At 55.2% G+C, this 14939-nt stretch carries 17 protein-coding genes; 7 read left to right on the top strand and 10 right to left on the bottom strand.

Annotation, left to right across the window (positions count from 1 at the left end):
* Positions 1-184: 184 nt before the first annotated feature.
* From HDF14_RS21545 to HDF14_RS21530, 4 genes are all read right to left on the bottom strand, one after another.
* Positions 185-640, bottom strand: coding sequence for a hypothetical protein (locus tag HDF14_RS21545; RefSeq protein WP_221304808.1), 456 nt, complete (start codon positions 638-640; stop codon positions 185-187).
* Between the two features lie 155 nt (positions 641-795).
* Positions 796-1419, bottom strand: coding sequence for a peptide deformylase (gene def, locus HDF14_RS21540; RefSeq protein WP_183980817.1), 624 nt, complete (start codon positions 1417-1419; stop codon positions 796-798).
* Positions 1420-1474: 55 nt separating this feature from the next.
* A complete protein-coding gene (locus tag HDF14_RS21535) occupies positions 1475-1993 on the bottom strand; it encodes a thioredoxin family protein (protein ID WP_183980815.1) in 519 nt (172 codons plus the stop codon).
* Between the two features lie 105 nt (positions 1994-2098).
* Positions 2099-2506, bottom strand: coding sequence for a carboxymuconolactone decarboxylase family protein (locus HDF14_RS21530; protein ID WP_183980813.1), 408 nt, complete (start codon positions 2504-2506; stop codon positions 2099-2101).
* Between the two features lie 314 nt (positions 2507-2820).
* On the opposite strand from HDF14_RS21530, the gene HDF14_RS21525 reads away from it, so the two are divergent.
* Both HDF14_RS21525 and HDF14_RS21520 read left to right on the top strand, forming a co-directional pair.
* Positions 2821-3084 carry a hypothetical protein gene (locus HDF14_RS21525; RefSeq protein WP_183980811.1) on the top strand — a complete coding sequence of 88 codons (264 nt, stop codon included), beginning with the start codon at positions 2821-2823 and terminating at the stop codon, positions 3082-3084.
* Positions 3085-3135: 51 nt separating this feature from the next.
* Positions 3136-3390, top strand: coding sequence for a DUF6908 domain-containing protein (locus HDF14_RS21520; RefSeq protein WP_406707255.1), 255 nt, complete (start codon positions 3136-3138; stop codon positions 3388-3390).
* 325 nt (positions 3391-3715) lie between these two features.
* Here the strand turns inward: HDF14_RS21520 and HDF14_RS21515 are convergent, their stop codons facing one another.
* Both HDF14_RS21515 and HDF14_RS27725 read right to left on the bottom strand, forming a co-directional pair.
* Positions 3716-4120 (bottom strand): alpha/beta fold hydrolase, encoded by a 405-nt coding sequence (locus HDF14_RS21515; protein WP_183980809.1) that lies wholly within the window; start codon positions 4118-4120, stop codon positions 3716-3718.
* Entirely contained in the window at positions 4117-4278 is a 162-nt protein-coding gene (locus HDF14_RS27725; protein WP_406707257.1) for a hypothetical protein, read from the bottom strand. The genes HDF14_RS21515 and HDF14_RS27725 overlap by 4 nt, the downstream gene beginning before the upstream one ends.
* Here HDF14_RS27725 and HDF14_RS21510 point away from each other — a divergent pair.
* The gene (locus HDF14_RS21510; RefSeq protein ID WP_183980807.1) at positions 4237-4518 is read left to right on the top strand and encodes a hypothetical protein; all 282 of its coding nucleotides are present in this window, start codon (positions 4237-4239) and stop codon (positions 4516-4518) included. The genes HDF14_RS27725 and HDF14_RS21510 overlap by 42 nt on opposite strands.
* Positions 4519-4534: 16 nt before the next feature.
* Here the strand turns inward: HDF14_RS21510 and HDF14_RS21505 are convergent, their stop codons facing one another.
* The 4 genes from HDF14_RS21505 to HDF14_RS21490 form a co-directional block, all read right to left on the bottom strand.
* Entirely contained in the window at positions 4535-4969 is a 435-nt protein-coding gene (locus HDF14_RS21505) for an alpha/beta fold hydrolase (RefSeq protein WP_183980805.1), read from the bottom strand.
* The gene (locus HDF14_RS21500) at positions 4950-5651 is read right to left on the bottom strand and encodes an LLM class flavin-dependent oxidoreductase (protein ID WP_183980803.1); all 702 of its coding nucleotides are present in this window, start codon (positions 5649-5651) and stop codon (positions 4950-4952) included. The genes HDF14_RS21505 and HDF14_RS21500 overlap by 20 nt, the downstream gene beginning before the upstream one ends.
* Before the next feature lie 169 nt (positions 5652-5820).
* A complete protein-coding gene (locus tag HDF14_RS21495) occupies positions 5821-6378 on the bottom strand; it encodes a YceI family protein (protein ID WP_183980801.1) in 558 nt (185 codons plus the stop codon).
* Between the two features lie 92 nt (positions 6379-6470).
* Positions 6471-6935 carry a MarR family winged helix-turn-helix transcriptional regulator gene (locus HDF14_RS21490; RefSeq protein WP_183980799.1) on the bottom strand — a complete coding sequence of 155 codons (465 nt, stop codon included), beginning with the start codon at positions 6933-6935 and terminating at the stop codon, positions 6471-6473.
* Between the two features lie 422 nt (positions 6936-7357).
* On the opposite strand from HDF14_RS21490, the gene HDF14_RS21485 reads away from it, so the two are divergent.
* From HDF14_RS21485 to HDF14_RS21470, 4 genes are all read left to right on the top strand, one after another.
* On the top strand, positions 7358-7759 hold the full coding sequence (locus HDF14_RS21485) for an MmcQ/YjbR family DNA-binding protein (RefSeq protein ID WP_183980797.1): 402 nt from the start codon (positions 7358-7360) through the stop codon (positions 7757-7759).
* Positions 7760-8172: 413 nt separating this feature from the next.
* Positions 8173-12909, top strand: a complete 4737-nt coding sequence (locus tag HDF14_RS27280) for a galactose oxidase-like domain-containing protein (protein ID WP_183980795.1) — start codon at positions 8173-8175, stop codon at positions 12907-12909.
* Positions 12910-12946: 37 nt separating this feature from the next.
* The gene (locus tag HDF14_RS21475) at positions 12947-13522 is read left to right on the top strand and encodes a redoxin domain-containing protein (protein ID WP_183980793.1); all 576 of its coding nucleotides are present in this window, start codon (positions 12947-12949) and stop codon (positions 13520-13522) included.
* A 1128-nt stretch (positions 13523-14650) separates the two neighbouring features.
* A complete protein-coding gene (locus tag HDF14_RS21470; RefSeq protein WP_183980791.1) occupies positions 14651-14854 on the top strand; it encodes a hypothetical protein in 204 nt (67 codons plus the stop codon).
* The last annotated feature ends 85 nt before the right edge of the window (positions 14855-14939 follow it).

Genomic DNA, 14939 nt, shown 5'->3' with positions numbered 1-14939 from the left:
CAGTGCGCCAAGTGCGAGAAGTGCCTCATGAACACCATGGATCATTTCACCTGGAACGTTGTGTGCGTTGCTGGGAACGAAAAAGGCAGTGGCCAAACCCGCCGTTGCAACGCCAAAACTGATTGACATCTGGTGCATCGTGGTCGCTATGGAGCTGGCTGCACTAGTCTGGTCATCGGTGGAGTCAGCGTTTACCGGTGTGTTCATGCTCGAGTACTGCAAAGAGGTAAAGGCACCGTATAAAAATGCCTGCAGCGGCGGCCGGAATTGATCGTGCCGCCGACAGGAGCAGACCAAGCGCCAGTTTAGCAGTAGCCGACTCGCTGTCGCCACCAACGGTGTTGGACACAACAATACCCTTCTCCGTGCATGCGGCAAGATCGAGCGAGGCATTGGAAGATCCGGTGATCCCCAGCATGCGGAGCTTGGGCAGAGCGCTAATCAATGAGCCTGAGAGCACGGTGCGTTCTCGCATGGAAAGCAGCAAATCGAAATCTGCCAGGGCTGCGACTGCGTCGGTCTCGGCGCGAAACGCCTGGTCAAAGAAAACAACCTCAGCGATGGAGTGCAACGGCGACCAATTTGCGCTGCTACTGGCGACCCCTTGCCAATCATCCAACACAGCGATCTTTGTCATCATGCCACCACTTCTCTCATTCTCGCAGACGAGTTCCGCTTGCCGTCGCGGCATCGGGGATTGACGGAGTGCTAGGCGGAATAGACCGCGGATTTCGATATTGCAGCAAAACACTTGAACTACTGGTGAGCCCATTGACACCGACGGCTTGCGCGACCTTACAGATGTGGTTCTGCGTCGAGCTCTGGCCGGTTGCGGGTATGAAAATGTTTTAGGAGCTCAGCACTCGATTTCGATTTCCAGTGACGGATGTAGTGGTCAACAGAGGAGAAGCTGTGGCTCCACATTCTGTCGATAAATAAGGTCCCTTTGAGATGATCGATCTCATGTTGCAGAATGCGCGCATACCATCCTTCCGCTTCGATCTGAATGGGCTCCCTAGCTTCATTGAGAGCCCGCACTCTCACGACTCGCGCACGAGGTACTATCGCCACAAAGCCGGGCAGACTAAGACAGCCTTCGAAGAAACTTACGTCCAGAGGAGACAATAATTCAATCTCAGGGTTGATAAGTACATGGAAGGGAACTGGGCTCCGTTCGCGCTCTGTCAGTTCTTCCGATGTCAGATTTGCCTGGTACTCCGCTTTGTCCTCAATGATCGCGAGTTGTAGCTGTTCCCCAATCTGGGGGGCAGCTAAACCAACGCCGGGAGCATCGGCCAGAGTCTCTCTCATATGGTCAATGAGCTGGTGAATGCGGTCGCTGCCAATCTCATCTGTACGAAGTGGCCGCGCTGCGTTGCGCAGGACGGTCTCACCGACGCTCGCTATCTTGATCCTCATATTCTCTTCGCCTAATCCTGGTATTTTCCGCGCAACCTCGGGGTAAGCCGCAACATCAGTTGCACACGTTCCACTTCGTCGAGCCAGTCGGCGAGTGTAGTTTCCGCTTCACCCTTCTCCAGCGGAAGGATGCCCGTCGGACAGCTTGGCCTAGCCGTTTCAATGCGAGCGCACGATATCGATTGAGCGTCCGGTCTCCTGATGTGGCGCACCAAGGTCCATCTTCGGAGTAAAAGCGAAGGACAGGAACCCGGCTTCCACCGTTGATACGCAGATCTTCGCTGAGTTCCGCATTCATCTCGCGCTCCAGGAAACGTAAGTCAATCTTTGCAGGATTGGCTTCGGCGATTCGCTGGATGAATGGGCATTGCTCGACGCAATCTCCGCACCAGATACCGCTATGCACGAGGATTTTCATTTCTCGCTGGAAGCCGGCAATGAGTTGTTGTTGCGTCGGGTCAAGATGTGCAATGTTGTAGACCTGCTTCCATCGACGTTGTTGCTCCTCGGTACCGACCGCGAGATATCGTTCGTAACGAAGTGCAGAGGAAAACTGGTCCGAAAATGATGGCATCCTGATTCTGTCCTCAGAGAGATGAAGGTTGTTACTGCTCCGTTCACCTATCAGACGCGCTGTCTTGATGCTGGATGAACTTTCTTTAAATGGGCGGACGTGGTTTTAGGCAATCATGAACTCTGGATCGACAGGGACTTGCATCGAATTGGCCAGGGAATTGGTTTGAGCGGCCATGCTGACGACCGCCAGAAACTCAGCATATTGTCCCTCAGAGAGACCTTTGGCGCGTGCTGCGGCTGTGTGCGAATGAACGCAATAGCTGCAACTGTTCGCGGTGGATACAGCGATATAGACAAGCTCTTTTGTGAGCGGATCGAGCGTTCCGGGCTCAATCATCACCCGTTTGATACTCGCCCACGTCCGCTCAAGAAGATCGGGCTGATTCGCGAGAGCGCGCCAGAAATTGTTTACAAAATCAGACTTGCGAGTGGCGCGTATGTCGTCGAACACAGCTTTGACTGTGGGTACTGCTGCGGCCGCCTTGTCGGTCCAGAGTTTTACAGTGGACATCTGGTAAATCCTCCGATTGTCATCATATTTGCTTGTAATGGCTTATTAGCATAAGTCGAAAGTATCTTCACAAAACCAGATATTTGCATAAATAACCGCAAGTATTGCTTTAGCATGGTTTACTGTTTTGATTTCCCTAGTCTAGCGGTCTACCACTCTCCGGAAGTAGCATGACTGCTGATTCGGTAACGGAAAAATATCTCGCCCGAGACCCGATATTTGATCGTGCGGATAGCTTTGGCAAGCAAGCGACACAAAGTGCTTGATGCCCATGAACGGATCGGTTGGCATAAAAGAAATAAACTGTCATCGAGATGGACAGCCTAAGCCTTCACGCAAAACAGATAAATCATGGCCAGTCGGAGATATGGCTAGGCGGGGCCCATGTCCAGGAGATGACACCGCGGCGCACGCTCACTACTAATGAGGTCCTCAATGTGACGCGGCGACATTGCAGCCCGGAGCAGTTTGAGGCGTTTTGTAACGAATCCCACGTCGCTTTGGGGCACATCGCTTCACTCAATGTCCCCAACCTGAACGAGAATGCTTCGGAACTACGCCTCCGGATAGCCGGATAACAGCTTCGATGATTCTCAGCGCGTTGGAGCCAAGACCAGAGCAGGACGAAGATGCGATGTCGGCAAGCAGGGAACAGCCAGAACTCGCGGCGGTGGCATAGCAACCCATCCTTGAGAAAGGCCGGTGGGTGGCACCCCGGCCTCTACCTCAAAATCGCCGATCCACCCTATATGGAGTTGGTCATCGAGGTCATAGATGAATTCGGCCCGATGGGACTTCCCGTGCTGTCAGTGGCTCAGTATGGACAACAGAACGGCGACCTCATGCGCGACCTGTTTCTGCGCGATGTGAAAGTTGCAATCTGAAGTGGCTGTTACGGTCAACGGCTGTTCGTGAGACATTTATTCTGCGTAGGCAGAGCGTCTTGGAGACAGTAACGGGAGCCGAGAGCTGTCCTGGGCTAGGTTGGCGGCGGCCGACGCCCCGTTGTGATCATCGTTTCCATTTTCCGAGCCTTGTAACAGTTCCGGAATTTGAGTGCAGCGTGACAGGAGCGTCCAGGGGCAAGGCTCAGGATCGCGCAAAAGAGACGAAGATGAAGACGAAGGACACCGTCCACGAAGATATCCAGAGGATGCAGGACCGCGCAGAGCGTTCTGTTTTGTAAAGGTCCCAGAACACCTCACGCCACTACGCTGCCGCCCGCCGCCCCAAAGCACCTTTCAGGAACTCTCCGAGATCGCGATTCAAGCTCTTACGGTGCGTGCACATCAAGCCGTGTGATGCACCGGGATAGGTGTTCAGCCTGCCGTTGCAGATCATCCGTTGAACGCGTGCCGCTGTTGCAGTAAGCGGCGCGAAGACATCGGCTTCGCCGTGGACGAGCAACGTCGGCATCGTGAAAGCACTCATGTCGGCGCGTACGTCCTCGAAAAACCTCGTACGATAGATCTCGAGCATGGGTACGAGCGGATTGCGCAGGCTAAGATCCATGATCCACCCGCGAGCGCCCTCCATGACTGGATGCTCCGCGCCTTCAGGGTTGAAGAACAGATCGAGGCTGTCGAGGAAGGTATGTGCACGGTCTTCGATCATGCCGCGCAGGAAGGGCTCGTAGGCTGGGAAAGGGCGCAACCGTCGAGACAAGCGCAGCGCGCTAGCACGCATCCGCCGAACGACAGCGTTACGACCGAGAGATTGGGCCGGTCGAGATGCCGGATGAGCGCGTCGAGATCGCTGGCGAGCGTGTCGATGCAGTAATCCGTCGCAGAGACGTCGGAGCGGTCGAAGCCGCGCTGGTCCTAGGTAATGCATTCAAAGCTCTTGGCGACAACTGCGGAAACCTGAAACTCCCAGACGCCGGCGCCGACGTTGCTGCCCTGGATAAAGAGAACGGACTCGCCCGCGCCCCAGGCGGAGTAGAAGAGGCGTGTACCATCCTGTGCGTGAACGTAAGACATGATTCTCCTTTCGCTATGCATATCTTTACGTAGAGAACAAGCAATCCGACTATGCGTGGCCGTTCTTCCACAAAACAATTGCCTCTTCCGCGATTACATCGGGCATCTCCTCGGGGAAGAAGAGATTTGCTTCTTCGAGGCGCCGGATGCCACGCGAGCCGGGAAGATTCTTATCGAGCCAGTCGGCAGACTTTGTATCGAAGAACGGATCCTTCATGCCCCAGACGATGCGGGCAGGCCCGCGCCAGCGGCAGAGCGCATCGCGTGCCGGCGGCAGAGGATTGGCGCGCAGCGAAGAGGTGTACTCCTCGAGCTTGGCCTTGCTGTCGGGGTCGTCGACCAGCGGCCGCAGGTAGATGTCGATAGTCTCCTCCGTTAGCCGGTCCGGCCAGGTGTATGCGCCGCCGAGTCCCCTGGGCGAACGTGCAAGCGCCTTATCGGCGACCTGCGGAGCCAGAAAGCGGTCAACGAGTGCGTTGGCCACCAGGTCGACCGACTGGATATGCAAGGAATCGAGCAGCCCGGCGAGCATCTGCACCTGCGTCTCGGGCGTGACGGGCTGATTGGCGGGGGTGATCGTGTAACCGAGCGCCATCACCCGCACGGACCGCGCTCTGCGGTGTACCCCCCACACCGATCCAGATCGGCAACTGCCGTTGCATGGGGCGCGGGGAGAGCTCCGCATCTTGCAAGGCACTGCGGAAGTTTCCTCTCCAGGTGATCCGCTCCGTCCGGCTGAGCTTTCTGAGGAGGTCGAGCTTCTCTGAGAACAGCTGATCGTAGTCACGCAGGTCGACGCCGAACAACGGGAATGGCTCTGTAAAGACTCCGCGTCCTGCGATGATCTCTGCGCGACCTCCCGAAATAAGATCCACCGTGGAAAAGTCTTGAAAGACCCGAACCGGATCGGCTGCGCTCAAGACCGTCACTGCACTCGTCAGCCGAATGCGTTTGGTCGCCTGAGCGATCGCGGCCAGGACGATCGCCGGGGACGAGACGGCAAAATCGAGGCGGTGGTGTTCTCCAACGCCGAACACGTCGAGCCCCACCTGATCCGCGAGCGCAGCCGCTTTGATTGTTTCGTCGATACGGTCATGGGCATTCATCTGAACGCCCGCTTTGGGATCCGTGATGAGATCGGAGAGCGTGTAAAGACCGAGTTCCATAGTTGCGTAGCCTTCTGTTCAGCTTTTGAAAGAACCAACATCCGAATGTTGGGGGTTGCGGTACGATCCTCATGAGACGAGGTGCGCTAAGTTCAATTTGTGCACCGCCAGAACACGCGTTGATCCTGTGCTCTGGCGGCGGATCATCTTTCCAACTCCAGCGCCGCCCTTATGCGTCCTTCAGGAACTCCAGGTCCAGAGTGATGCTGACATCCTCGCCCACCATCAAGCCGCCGGCCTCGAGGGCTGCGTTCCAAGTCAGCCCGAAGTCCTTGCGATTGATCTTTGTGGTCGCCGACAGACCGATGCGCGTGTTGCCCCACGGATCCTTCGTCGCAGGAGAGGGCCCTTCCACCGCGAACTGCACGCTGTGGGTGACACCCTTGATCATCAGGTCGCCCGTGACTACGACTTCCCCATCCGACTTCAGCGCGATGTGCGTTGACTTCAACTGCATAGTCGGAAACTGCTCGGCGTCGAAGAAGTCCGCACCCTTGAGGTGGGCATCGCGGCCCTCGTCCCGTGTGTGGATCGACGCAATCTCGATCGCAGCCTCTACGCTCGACTGCGTCAGATCATTCTCATCCAGCGATAGTGTGCCGGTCACGCTGGTGAAGTTACCCTTCAGGTTGGAGATCATCATGTGTTTGATCTTGAACTCGACAACGGAGTGAGTCGAATCGACGTTCCAGGTGGTGATGGCGGGGGTTGCAACTGTGGTGCTCATAATGGTGTTTCCTTTCCGGTGGCTTGCACCGTGCTATTCAGTTATTTGATGCGTGGCAAGGATATTCGTTGCAACAACTGTTAAACCAAAAATTAACCGTGAGGCTGACGGGCAAGACGCAGCAGATCCGTCAAAAGCTTCAATCGCTTGGCGCCAAGGTGGCCCAGGAGTTCGAAATGAGTCGCAAGCACGGGTTTATCCAGCCGCGCCAGCAGTTTCAGCCCCTCCGGCGTAATCCGCGCCCATACTGTCCGCCGATCCTTGCTCTCCCGGGAACGGGAAACCAAAGACCGCTTCTCGAGCCGATCAAGCAGCCGTGTAATATCCGAGTCCCGCGTCACCATACGGTTTCCAATCTCCCCGCACGAAATTCCCTCCGGGTCGCCCCGCAGAATCCGCAGCACGTTGTACTGTGTCTCCGAAAGATCCTCGGCTTTCAACACCTGCGCAAACCGGTGCGATAGAACCTCCATCGTCCGCATCATCTCAAGGTGCGCGACCTCTTCTGGGGAGGACCCCGGCTTTGGCTTGGGCTCGGTTTGGACAAGGGGTTTCATTTACTTTCCAACGATATTCCTTATAACAACTATTGTCAAGAGGAATGATGGAATGACTGCGACCGGCAATAAGGCTCGGCCCAAACCGGGGTGAGCCTTATTGCCCAGGGAAGGGATTTCCGCCGAAGCCACACATTTTCTGTCGGCTTCCTGATTGGCGCGGCGGAAGATAGGGTCAGGCTAGTACCGGGATGTCGGGCAGTGTCCGCCGATCCGTCAGGGGCGTGATCCTCGATTGACGATATCAGGCCAATGCACTCATCCAGCACTGATGCCGTCAGGATTAGCAATGACAAACGCGCTTGTGTTTACCAATCTGGTTGGCATTCCTGGAAAGTCCGGTTAATGGCAAGTTTAAAACCGAAGTTTCTCATAACCCCGTTTCTCGCGAGATACTTTTAGCTCATAGGGGTGGTGCAACGATGACCTTTAGAGGGAGGAGTAACCAGGGCGAAGAACACGTGCAGCGCGTGCGACGGATCTGCATGGGAATGCCGGAATGCGAAGAGAAGCTATCGCACGGCGAGCCGACATGGTTTCTGCGGAAGCGAGTGTTTGTGATGTTCGCAAATAATCACCATAACGACGGCCATGTCGCAGTGTGGCTGCCGGCTCCCCTTGGTGTGCAGGGGAGTTTGATTGAGGCTTCGCCAGAGACTTTCTTCCGACCGCCGTATGTGGGGACGAAGGGGTGGGTCGGGATTGAGTTAGATCGAGTGGGAGACGAGGAGTTGAAGTCCTATATATTCGAGGCCTGGAAGCTGATCAAACCGAAGAGGTTAGAGTTCAGAAGCTGTCCTCGCCCCGCAAGGGCCTCTGGGTGAACTTGCCGCTGACCCCGTTTTTCGCGAGTACGTATAGGCATCTAAATCTCCGACGAGTGCCTCGGCGATTTATCAATCATCGAAAAGACACCCTTAGCTACAGACTTCGCACGATTCCCTGTGGTAACAGCAATGACTTCCCTGAGAGAAGAGATCAGGAACGCCGATTCCTTGCATATTAAGTGCGAGTTTTCTTGCTGTCCGTAGGGGACTTCGCAATTTTAAATCTGTGCTAATTAATTTCCGCCTATTTGTAACCGACTCTCAGAACAGAGATTGCACGAATCTGATTGCGGCGGGAGTAGTTTTACTGCTGCGCGAACATTTTGGCCCTTCAATTGCTTTTTCGCTTTCAACCGCCTCATCCGCCAGCATGCTGTGAAAGTGTTTAGGAGACGGCTTCGGAGGCAGCTGTGGCCGCTTGGACGTTCCAATCATTCTTCACTAATGGAGAAATTAGCTGTCGTAGGTTGTGTGCATTCTGGCGAAGCGTTAAAATAGGAAGTTCGCTCGGGCGTGCCGTACTCCTTTCACTCTTACTGACGGCGATCTTTACGAGCTACGCACGTGGGGCGATCGCGACCGACGCCGCCGTATCGAAGGATAACTCTGCTGCCAGTGCGACGATTACGAGCCCCACGTTTTCAACCTCCCAAGCGAACGAATTGTTGCTGGCGTTTGTTGCGACGGACTATCTGAGCGGCGCGAACACGACGGTAAAGAGCGTCACAGGCGGCGGATTGATCTGGGTCCTGGTCCAACGAACGAACGGGCAGAGCGGATCTTCGGAGATTTGGAGGGCCTTTGCGGCCACACCGCTGAGTGGCGTAACGGTCGCGGCTACTCTGTCTCAAAGTGTTATCTCGTCAATGACCGTCATGAGCTTTGCGGGAGTGAACACCTCCGGCACGAATGGGTCCGGGGCGATCGGAGCGGTCGGAAGCAAGAGCGCGGCTTCGGGAGCGCCTACCGCGTCGTTAGTGACTACGGTGAACAACTCGTGGGTTGTCGGAGTCGGGAACGACTTCGACAATGCTGTTGCAAGAACGGTTGGTGCAGGACAGACGCTGCTTCACCAATATCTGGCACCGACTGGCGATACGTACTGGGTCCAGATGCAGACCAGCCCGATTCCCGTCACCGGGACGACGGTATCCATTAACGACACAGCGCCCACAAAGGATCGATTCAACCTGAGCATCTGTGAGATTCTCCCAGTTGCCGCGAGCGGTCCGTCGTGGAGCATCTCGGGCAGTATTAGCCCAGCAGCCAGCGGAAGTGGAGCCACGGTTACGCTGAGCGGAGCATCGAGCGCAAGTACGGTCGCTGATGCGAACGGCAACTATAGCTTTACGCAGTTGGCGAATGGCTCCTATACGGTCACACCCAGCAAGTCCGGCTTTACGTTCTCCCCGGTATCGCAACTGGTAACGGTCAACGGCGCAAACGTCTCGGCTGTCTTTGCGGCGCAGCCAGTTGTGACAGGCGGCGTCCAATTGATGCAGGCAAATGAAAACGGAAACGAATCATCTGCGTCGAGCATTGCTACATCTTTCACGGTTCCAAATACGGCCGGAGATTTCCTGCTTGTGTCAGGTTCGATTGCACGCCCCGCAGGAACACTTACGATCTCCGACACTTCGGGGAATACCTATACTCCAGTGACCACCCCGGTTACCGATACGAATCAAAATGTGACTTCATACCTGTGGTATGTGCCGAGCTGCAAGGGCGGAGCGAATACAGTGACCTTGACGCCTGCGACTGCTGGGGCTCTCGAGGTCCATGTTTCAGAGTGGTCTGGAATCTCTTCTACTTACCCTGTGGACGTGTTTGCGTCTGCCGCGGGAGCCGGAACAACTGCATCAAGCAGGGCTGTCACGACAACCGCTGATGGAGAGTTGATCTACGGTTATACCTTTCTCATGAACACCGCCGCGGCCGGCTCGGGATTTACCGGTATAACTTTTGTAAACGGTGATCTTGATGAGTACGAGATTCAATCCACAGCAGGGAGTGTCGCTGCAACTTTTACACAGACGAGCGGAACGTGGTTTGCTCGCGTGGCCACCTTCCGTCCAAATACTGCGACTCAAGGGGTGATCTCTGGAACCATCACTCCTTTTACGGGTGGGAGCGGTGCCACAGTTACGCTTAGTGGCCTGGAGAGTGCGACGACAACTGCAGATGCGAACGGAAACTTTACATTTTCTGGATTACCGAATGGCTCGTACACGATTACACCAAGCAATGGCGGCTATACCTTCAGCCCGGTGAGCCAGGCAGTCAACTTGAATGGAACGAATCAGACCGCGGTGAATTTTACAGCCCAGCCGATCGTATCCGCCTGGAGTATCTCGGGAAGCATCATTCCTGCAGCGAGTGGGAGCGGTTCAACAGTTACGTTAAGCGGAGCGGCCAGTGGAGCGAGCGTTGCCGATGCAAACGGGAACTACACCTTTGCTGGAGTGGGAAACGGCTTATACACGATTACGCCTGCCAAAACGGGGTATACATTCAATCCCGTCAATCAAGCAGTCACCGTCAACGGCGCGAATCAAGCTGGAATCAATTTCGCAGCTCATGGGACAGGTCCGACGTGGAGCATCTCCGGCAGTATTAGCCCTGCTTCAGGGGGAAGCGGCGCAACGGTTGCGTTGACCGGAGCCGCGAGCGCGAATAGTATCGCCGATACAAACGGCAACTATATGTTTTCAGGTTTGGCGAACGGCTCCTATTCGGTCACGCCAACCAAAAGCGGCTATACCTTCAACCCTCTCAATCAAGCAGTCGCGATTGCCAGTTCCGACATCACCGGAATAAATTTCACTGCTATCGCGCCCGCAAATTCTATCTCGCTGGATGTGAACAAGTCTCAGGATGGAGCAAAGGCAAGTGCGACGATTGCCAGCCCCGCCTTCTCCACGGCAACAGCGAGCGAGTTGCTGCTGGCCTTTGTTTCCACGGATTACCTAAGCGGCGCCAATACGACTGTGACGGGAGTCACTGGAGCAGGGCTGACGTGGACGCTGGTGCAGAGAACCAATGGACAAAGTGGCTCTGCCGAGATCTGGCGAGCTTTTGCGGCATCGACTGCGAGCAACGTGACGGTTACAGCGAGTTTGTCTCAAAGCGTCATCTCTTCGATAACTGTCATGAGCTTCTCGGGCGTCAGCACTGCAGGCACAAACGGATCCGGGGCAATTGGCGCGGTCGGCAGTAAGAGTGCCTCCACAGGTGCGCCGACAGCTTCGCTTGTGAGCACAACGAACAACTCGTGGGTCCTCGGGGTCGGGAACGACTTCGATAATGCCGCTGCGCGAACCGTGGGCACGGGACAGACCTTGGTGCATCAGGATCTGACATCTACTGGCGATACGTACTGGGTCCAGATGCAGACCAATCCTGTTCCCGTGGCTGGAACGACTGTCACGATCAATGATACGGCGCCAACCAAAGATCGTTTCAACCTGAGCATCGTCGAAGTCCTCCCCGGCAGTGGCGGCGTAAATTCGACGCCTCCAACGGTGTCGATGACTTCGCCAGCTCAAGGTACGCTGCTATCGAGCCTGGTGACGGTCTCTGCGACGGCTTCAGACACGATCTCTGTTGCAGGAGTTCAGTTCCTGCTCGATGGTGCATCGCTGGGCGCCGAGGTCCTCAGTTCTCCTTATTCCATTACGTGGGACACGACGACGGTGGCCGACGGTCCGCATACACTGTCGGCTCGCGCACGTGACAGTGTGGGGCTCAGCACGACTTCGGCTCCAGTCGCGGTTACGGTCAACAACTCCGCAAACGCATCGATAGTCGGAAGCTGGTCTGCTGCGGTTAAAACTCCCGCTGTCGCAGTAAATCTCATCCTTCTGCGAAATAACCGGGTGCTCTTTTATCAGGATGGCGCGACGCCGACAGTTTGGGACTATGTTGCTAGTACGTTCACAAACGTTCCCACGTCTCCGGATCTCTTCTGCTCTGGACATGCTTTGATGTCCGACGGCAGAATACTCGTTGTCGGAGGATACGGTGGAAGCGCGACAACCATTGGTATCAAGAATGCTGAGATCTTTGATCCGACAAGCTTGACCTGGACTCCCGTACCCGACATGCAGTACCGGCGCTGGTATCCGAACGCAACCACACTTTCGGATGGTCGGATTCTGGTTGTGGCCGGTTGGCAGACCAGTGCAAATACCAATGCAGGGATCTCGGAGATCTATGCTCCTGCGACAAACACATGGACATCCCTCACGAATGCCAACAACCCCTTCGAGACCTATCCGTTTATGTACGTTATGCCCGATGGAAGAGTCATCCATATTGGCGGTTCGGAGTATGCTACCGACACAGACATACTCGATCTCACGACGACGAACTGGTCTGTAGTTGATTCCAACATCGTCGATGGTGGTAGCGCGACGATGTACCTGCCGGGCAAGTTTATGAAGGCAGGCAGCGCCGCTGACAGCCAGAACGTCGGACCTTCCTCCAACACAACCTTTGTGTTGGATATGACTCAACCCTCACCCACATGGCATCAAACGGCGTCGATGGCGTATCCGCGCAGCTTCTTAAATCTCACGATGCTGCCCGACGGTACAGTTCTGGCGACCGGCGGTGAGACCGATAAGAATGGCGGAGATATCAGCAAAGCGGTCTACGCCGCCGAACTGTGGTCGCCGCAGACACAGACATGGACCACTATGGCCTCGATGCATACCCCCAGGGAGTACCACGGCACAGCTCTGCTATTGCCGGACGGAAGGGTGTTGGAGTCTGGAATGGGGGCTGACTTCGGAAATGTTCCCAATGAGGAGAGTGCGGAGTTTTACTCGCCGCCCTATCTATTCAAAGGTGCCCGGCCGACGATTAGTCAGGCGCCCAGCCAAATACAATACGGCTCAAATTTCTTTGTGAGCACACCGGACGGTGCGACTATAGCAAGTGTCGTATTGATTCGAAGTGGTGCCGTGACACATTTCTTCGACGAGAATGAGCGCTATGTGCCGCTAAGCTTCACACAAACCAGCGGTGGCCTCACCGTCACAGCACCTGTCGATGCGAATCTCGCTCCGCCCGGCTTCTACATGTTGTTTATCTTGAACACCGCAGGCGTTCCGTCGATTGCACCGTTTGTTCAGCTGCCGTGAGAGTCCGTTAGCTATGCTTGAGAGCAAAGGAGAAGCCGTGAAGGCAGTGTTACTCACCGCCGTGATTTTAGTTTTGATGACCCAAGCGATGTGTGCTCAGCAGTTTCATCTAGGGGCACCGGTATCCGATTTCACGTTGCATGACATGAGCGGTAACTCTCTGAGCTATCAGGCGCTCAAGGGTAAAGTAACCGTAGTGATGTTTTTTTCTACACGTTGTCCGATATCCAACGCGTTCAACTTTCGGCGGAATACCGTCTATAGAGATTTCAGAAAGCGCGTGAACTTTATCGTTGTGGACTCCAACTCCAATGAGTCGCTCGAGGAGGTGCGAGCGTACGCCAAAGAAGTTGGGTTCGATTTTCCGGTATACCTGGATGTAAATAACCAGGCGTCCGACGGCTTCGGAGTGTTAGCGACTACAGATACATTTGTCATGGATTCATCCGGAGTGATGCAGTACCACGGCTATATAGAAGACGCGCTGAATCCGGAGCGGACGACGAAACAGGGGCTCCGGCTTGCCATCGAAGCTGTGCTTGAGGGCAAGCCGGTCGAAATGGCCGAATCGGCGGCGCGCGGATGCGCTATCCGGCGCTCGAGTCCTCCGTAGATCCAAAATCGGAATTGCTAGGGAAGCATGCCATCGCCTGCTACTTCGACCCGTCGCGTACCAGCAGGATCACAAATTTGTTTCAGATCAACCAATTGCGACGTCATCATCTTGATGAGAACAGATGGAATGAGAAGGCAGGTCTCCAGCGGGATGCGTTAAGCTCCAAGTTATCGGCGCGCTTGAAGCGCGGGAGACGACGAGACGTGCGATGAAGAGGCTATGACGGTATCTGGTGTTTTTGCATCCTGAATGTCCAGGTCCACTTACGGGTCCTGGTAGTTATCGAGTCGACCATCGAATACTATCCAATGATCGGAGGAGTCAGCCAGGGGTTGCGAGACCAGTCGAGAGCGTTCCGTCGTGTGGTAAGGTTGGCATCCCATTCGGATTCCATCTTTTGCCGTGTAAGAGAGAACACGCGATTCACATCGGGGAAGCGGAGCCGGGGAAAATGGGGCGTGCCAGACCGCGGAGGAACGCGAGTCAGGAGAATACTGAAAGATGGTGGGGGCTAACGAGCGAGACTCGAACTCATAAAACAACATGTCATCTGCAGCTAGATATGACGGAATGAGCCGTATGGTTCCGTCCTCCGGAGTTTCTATTGCCCGAGATCCCCCACTGTGATTCCCCATAGGTGGAGACTCATCCTGAGATTCTCAAGATAAAGAACGTATATGTAGTGATTTCGGATCGATACCTGGTGGATGTGCCGTTCTTGCTCCGCAACGATCACCCTTCGGACCTGTCCTTCACGGTCCAATTCAACGATTGAGCCACCGGTTGCCGAATCGTACATGGCTAAGAAGATAGACCGTTTCTGAGTGCCGGCATGCAGGTTGCAGAGAACCTCTGGAAGACTGGCCGCCAATAGGTATCTTCAGCTCTGGAAGCAAGATAAGCGTCGCTGCCAGGTGCTGTCCCGAGTCGTAAATGTACATCGCACCCAAATCGATCTCGTCGGAGAGCAACACAAGCCGACTTCGCGCTGTACGCGGCAACGAGAAGACCAGTACATCTCTTTCCAGAGGCTCTCCAAAGACATGACGGTTGATGACGTGAGAAGCCGCGTTGTCTCGGACGTCATGCGAGTAGTAGACGCCCCGACTTCGATTCAGGAACGCGATGCCCGAGGGCGACCTAACGCGAGATATTCTTTCAGGACCTCACCACGACAAAGATCCACGAAATGGTCTCAACTCCATCTCCTCCTCCAAGTCTTGTCTCAAACGCGAGCATCGATCCATCAGTCGCGACACCATGCAGTCCGACCGGGAAGAATGGACCCAGACCGAGGCGGCAGCCTCCAAGAGTTCGCTGCAGCCTTAAACAAGGCTAATTTTTACGAGCTACTAGCCGTCGCGATGGTGCTCAATTTCCGCAACCGTTACAAAAACCGTTACGGTGGCAAGAA

This window comes from Tunturiibacter gelidiferens (assembly GCF_014201335.1).
In the GTDB taxonomy this organism is placed as follows: domain Bacteria; phylum Acidobacteriota; class Terriglobia; order Terriglobales; family Acidobacteriaceae; genus Edaphobacter; species Edaphobacter lichenicola_E.
The sequence above is the reverse complement of the archived record's forward strand: the minus strand, read 5'-3'. Positions and strand labels throughout refer to the sequence as shown.

Bases quoted from the DNA above. Each gene is read 5' to 3' on its own strand.
- HDF14_RS21470 (WP_183980791.1), top strand. From the start codon at position 14,651: ATGCCCGAGGGCGACCTAACGCGAGATATTCTTTCAGGACCTCACCAC.
- HDF14_RS21535 (WP_183980815.1), bottom strand. From the start codon at position 1,993: ATGCCATCATTTTCGGACCAGTTTTCCTCTGCACTTCGTTACGAACGA.
- HDF14_RS21500 (WP_183980803.1), bottom strand. From the start codon at position 5,651: ATGGAACTCGGTCTTTACACGCTCTCCGATCTCATCACGGATCCCAAA.
- HDF14_RS21525 (WP_183980811.1), top strand. From the start codon at position 2,821: ATGGACAGCCTAAGCCTTCACGCAAAACAGATAAATCATGGCCAGTCG.
- HDF14_RS21495 (WP_183980801.1), bottom strand. From the start codon at position 6,378: ATGAGCACCACAGTTGCAACCCCCGCCATCACCACCTGGAACGTCGAT.
- HDF14_RS21515 (WP_183980809.1), bottom strand. From the start codon at position 4,120: ATGATCGAAGACCGTGCACATACCTTCCTCGACAGCCTCGATCTGTTC.
- HDF14_RS21545 (WP_221304808.1), bottom strand. From the start codon at position 640: ATGATGACAAAGATCGCTGTGTTGGATGATTGGCAAGGGGTCGCCAGT.
- def (WP_183980817.1), bottom strand. From the start codon at position 1,419: ATGAGGATCAAGATAGCGAGCGTCGGTGAGACCGTCCTGCGCAACGCA.
- HDF14_RS21485 (WP_183980797.1), top strand. From the start codon at position 7,358: ATGACCTTTAGAGGGAGGAGTAACCAGGGCGAAGAACACGTGCAGCGC.
- HDF14_RS21490 (WP_183980799.1), bottom strand. From the start codon at position 6,935: ATGAAACCCCTTGTCCAAACCGAGCCCAAGCCAAAGCCGGGGTCCTCC.
- HDF14_RS21530 (WP_183980813.1), bottom strand. From the start codon at position 2,506: ATGTCCACTGTAAAACTCTGGACCGACAAGGCGGCCGCAGCAGTACCC.
- HDF14_RS21520 (WP_406707255.1), top strand. From the start codon at position 3,136: ATGCGATGTCGGCAAGCAGGGAACAGCCAGAACTCGCGGCGGTGGCAT.
- HDF14_RS21510 (WP_183980807.1), top strand. From the start codon at position 4,237: ATGCCGGATGAGCGCGTCGAGATCGCTGGCGAGCGTGTCGATGCAGTA.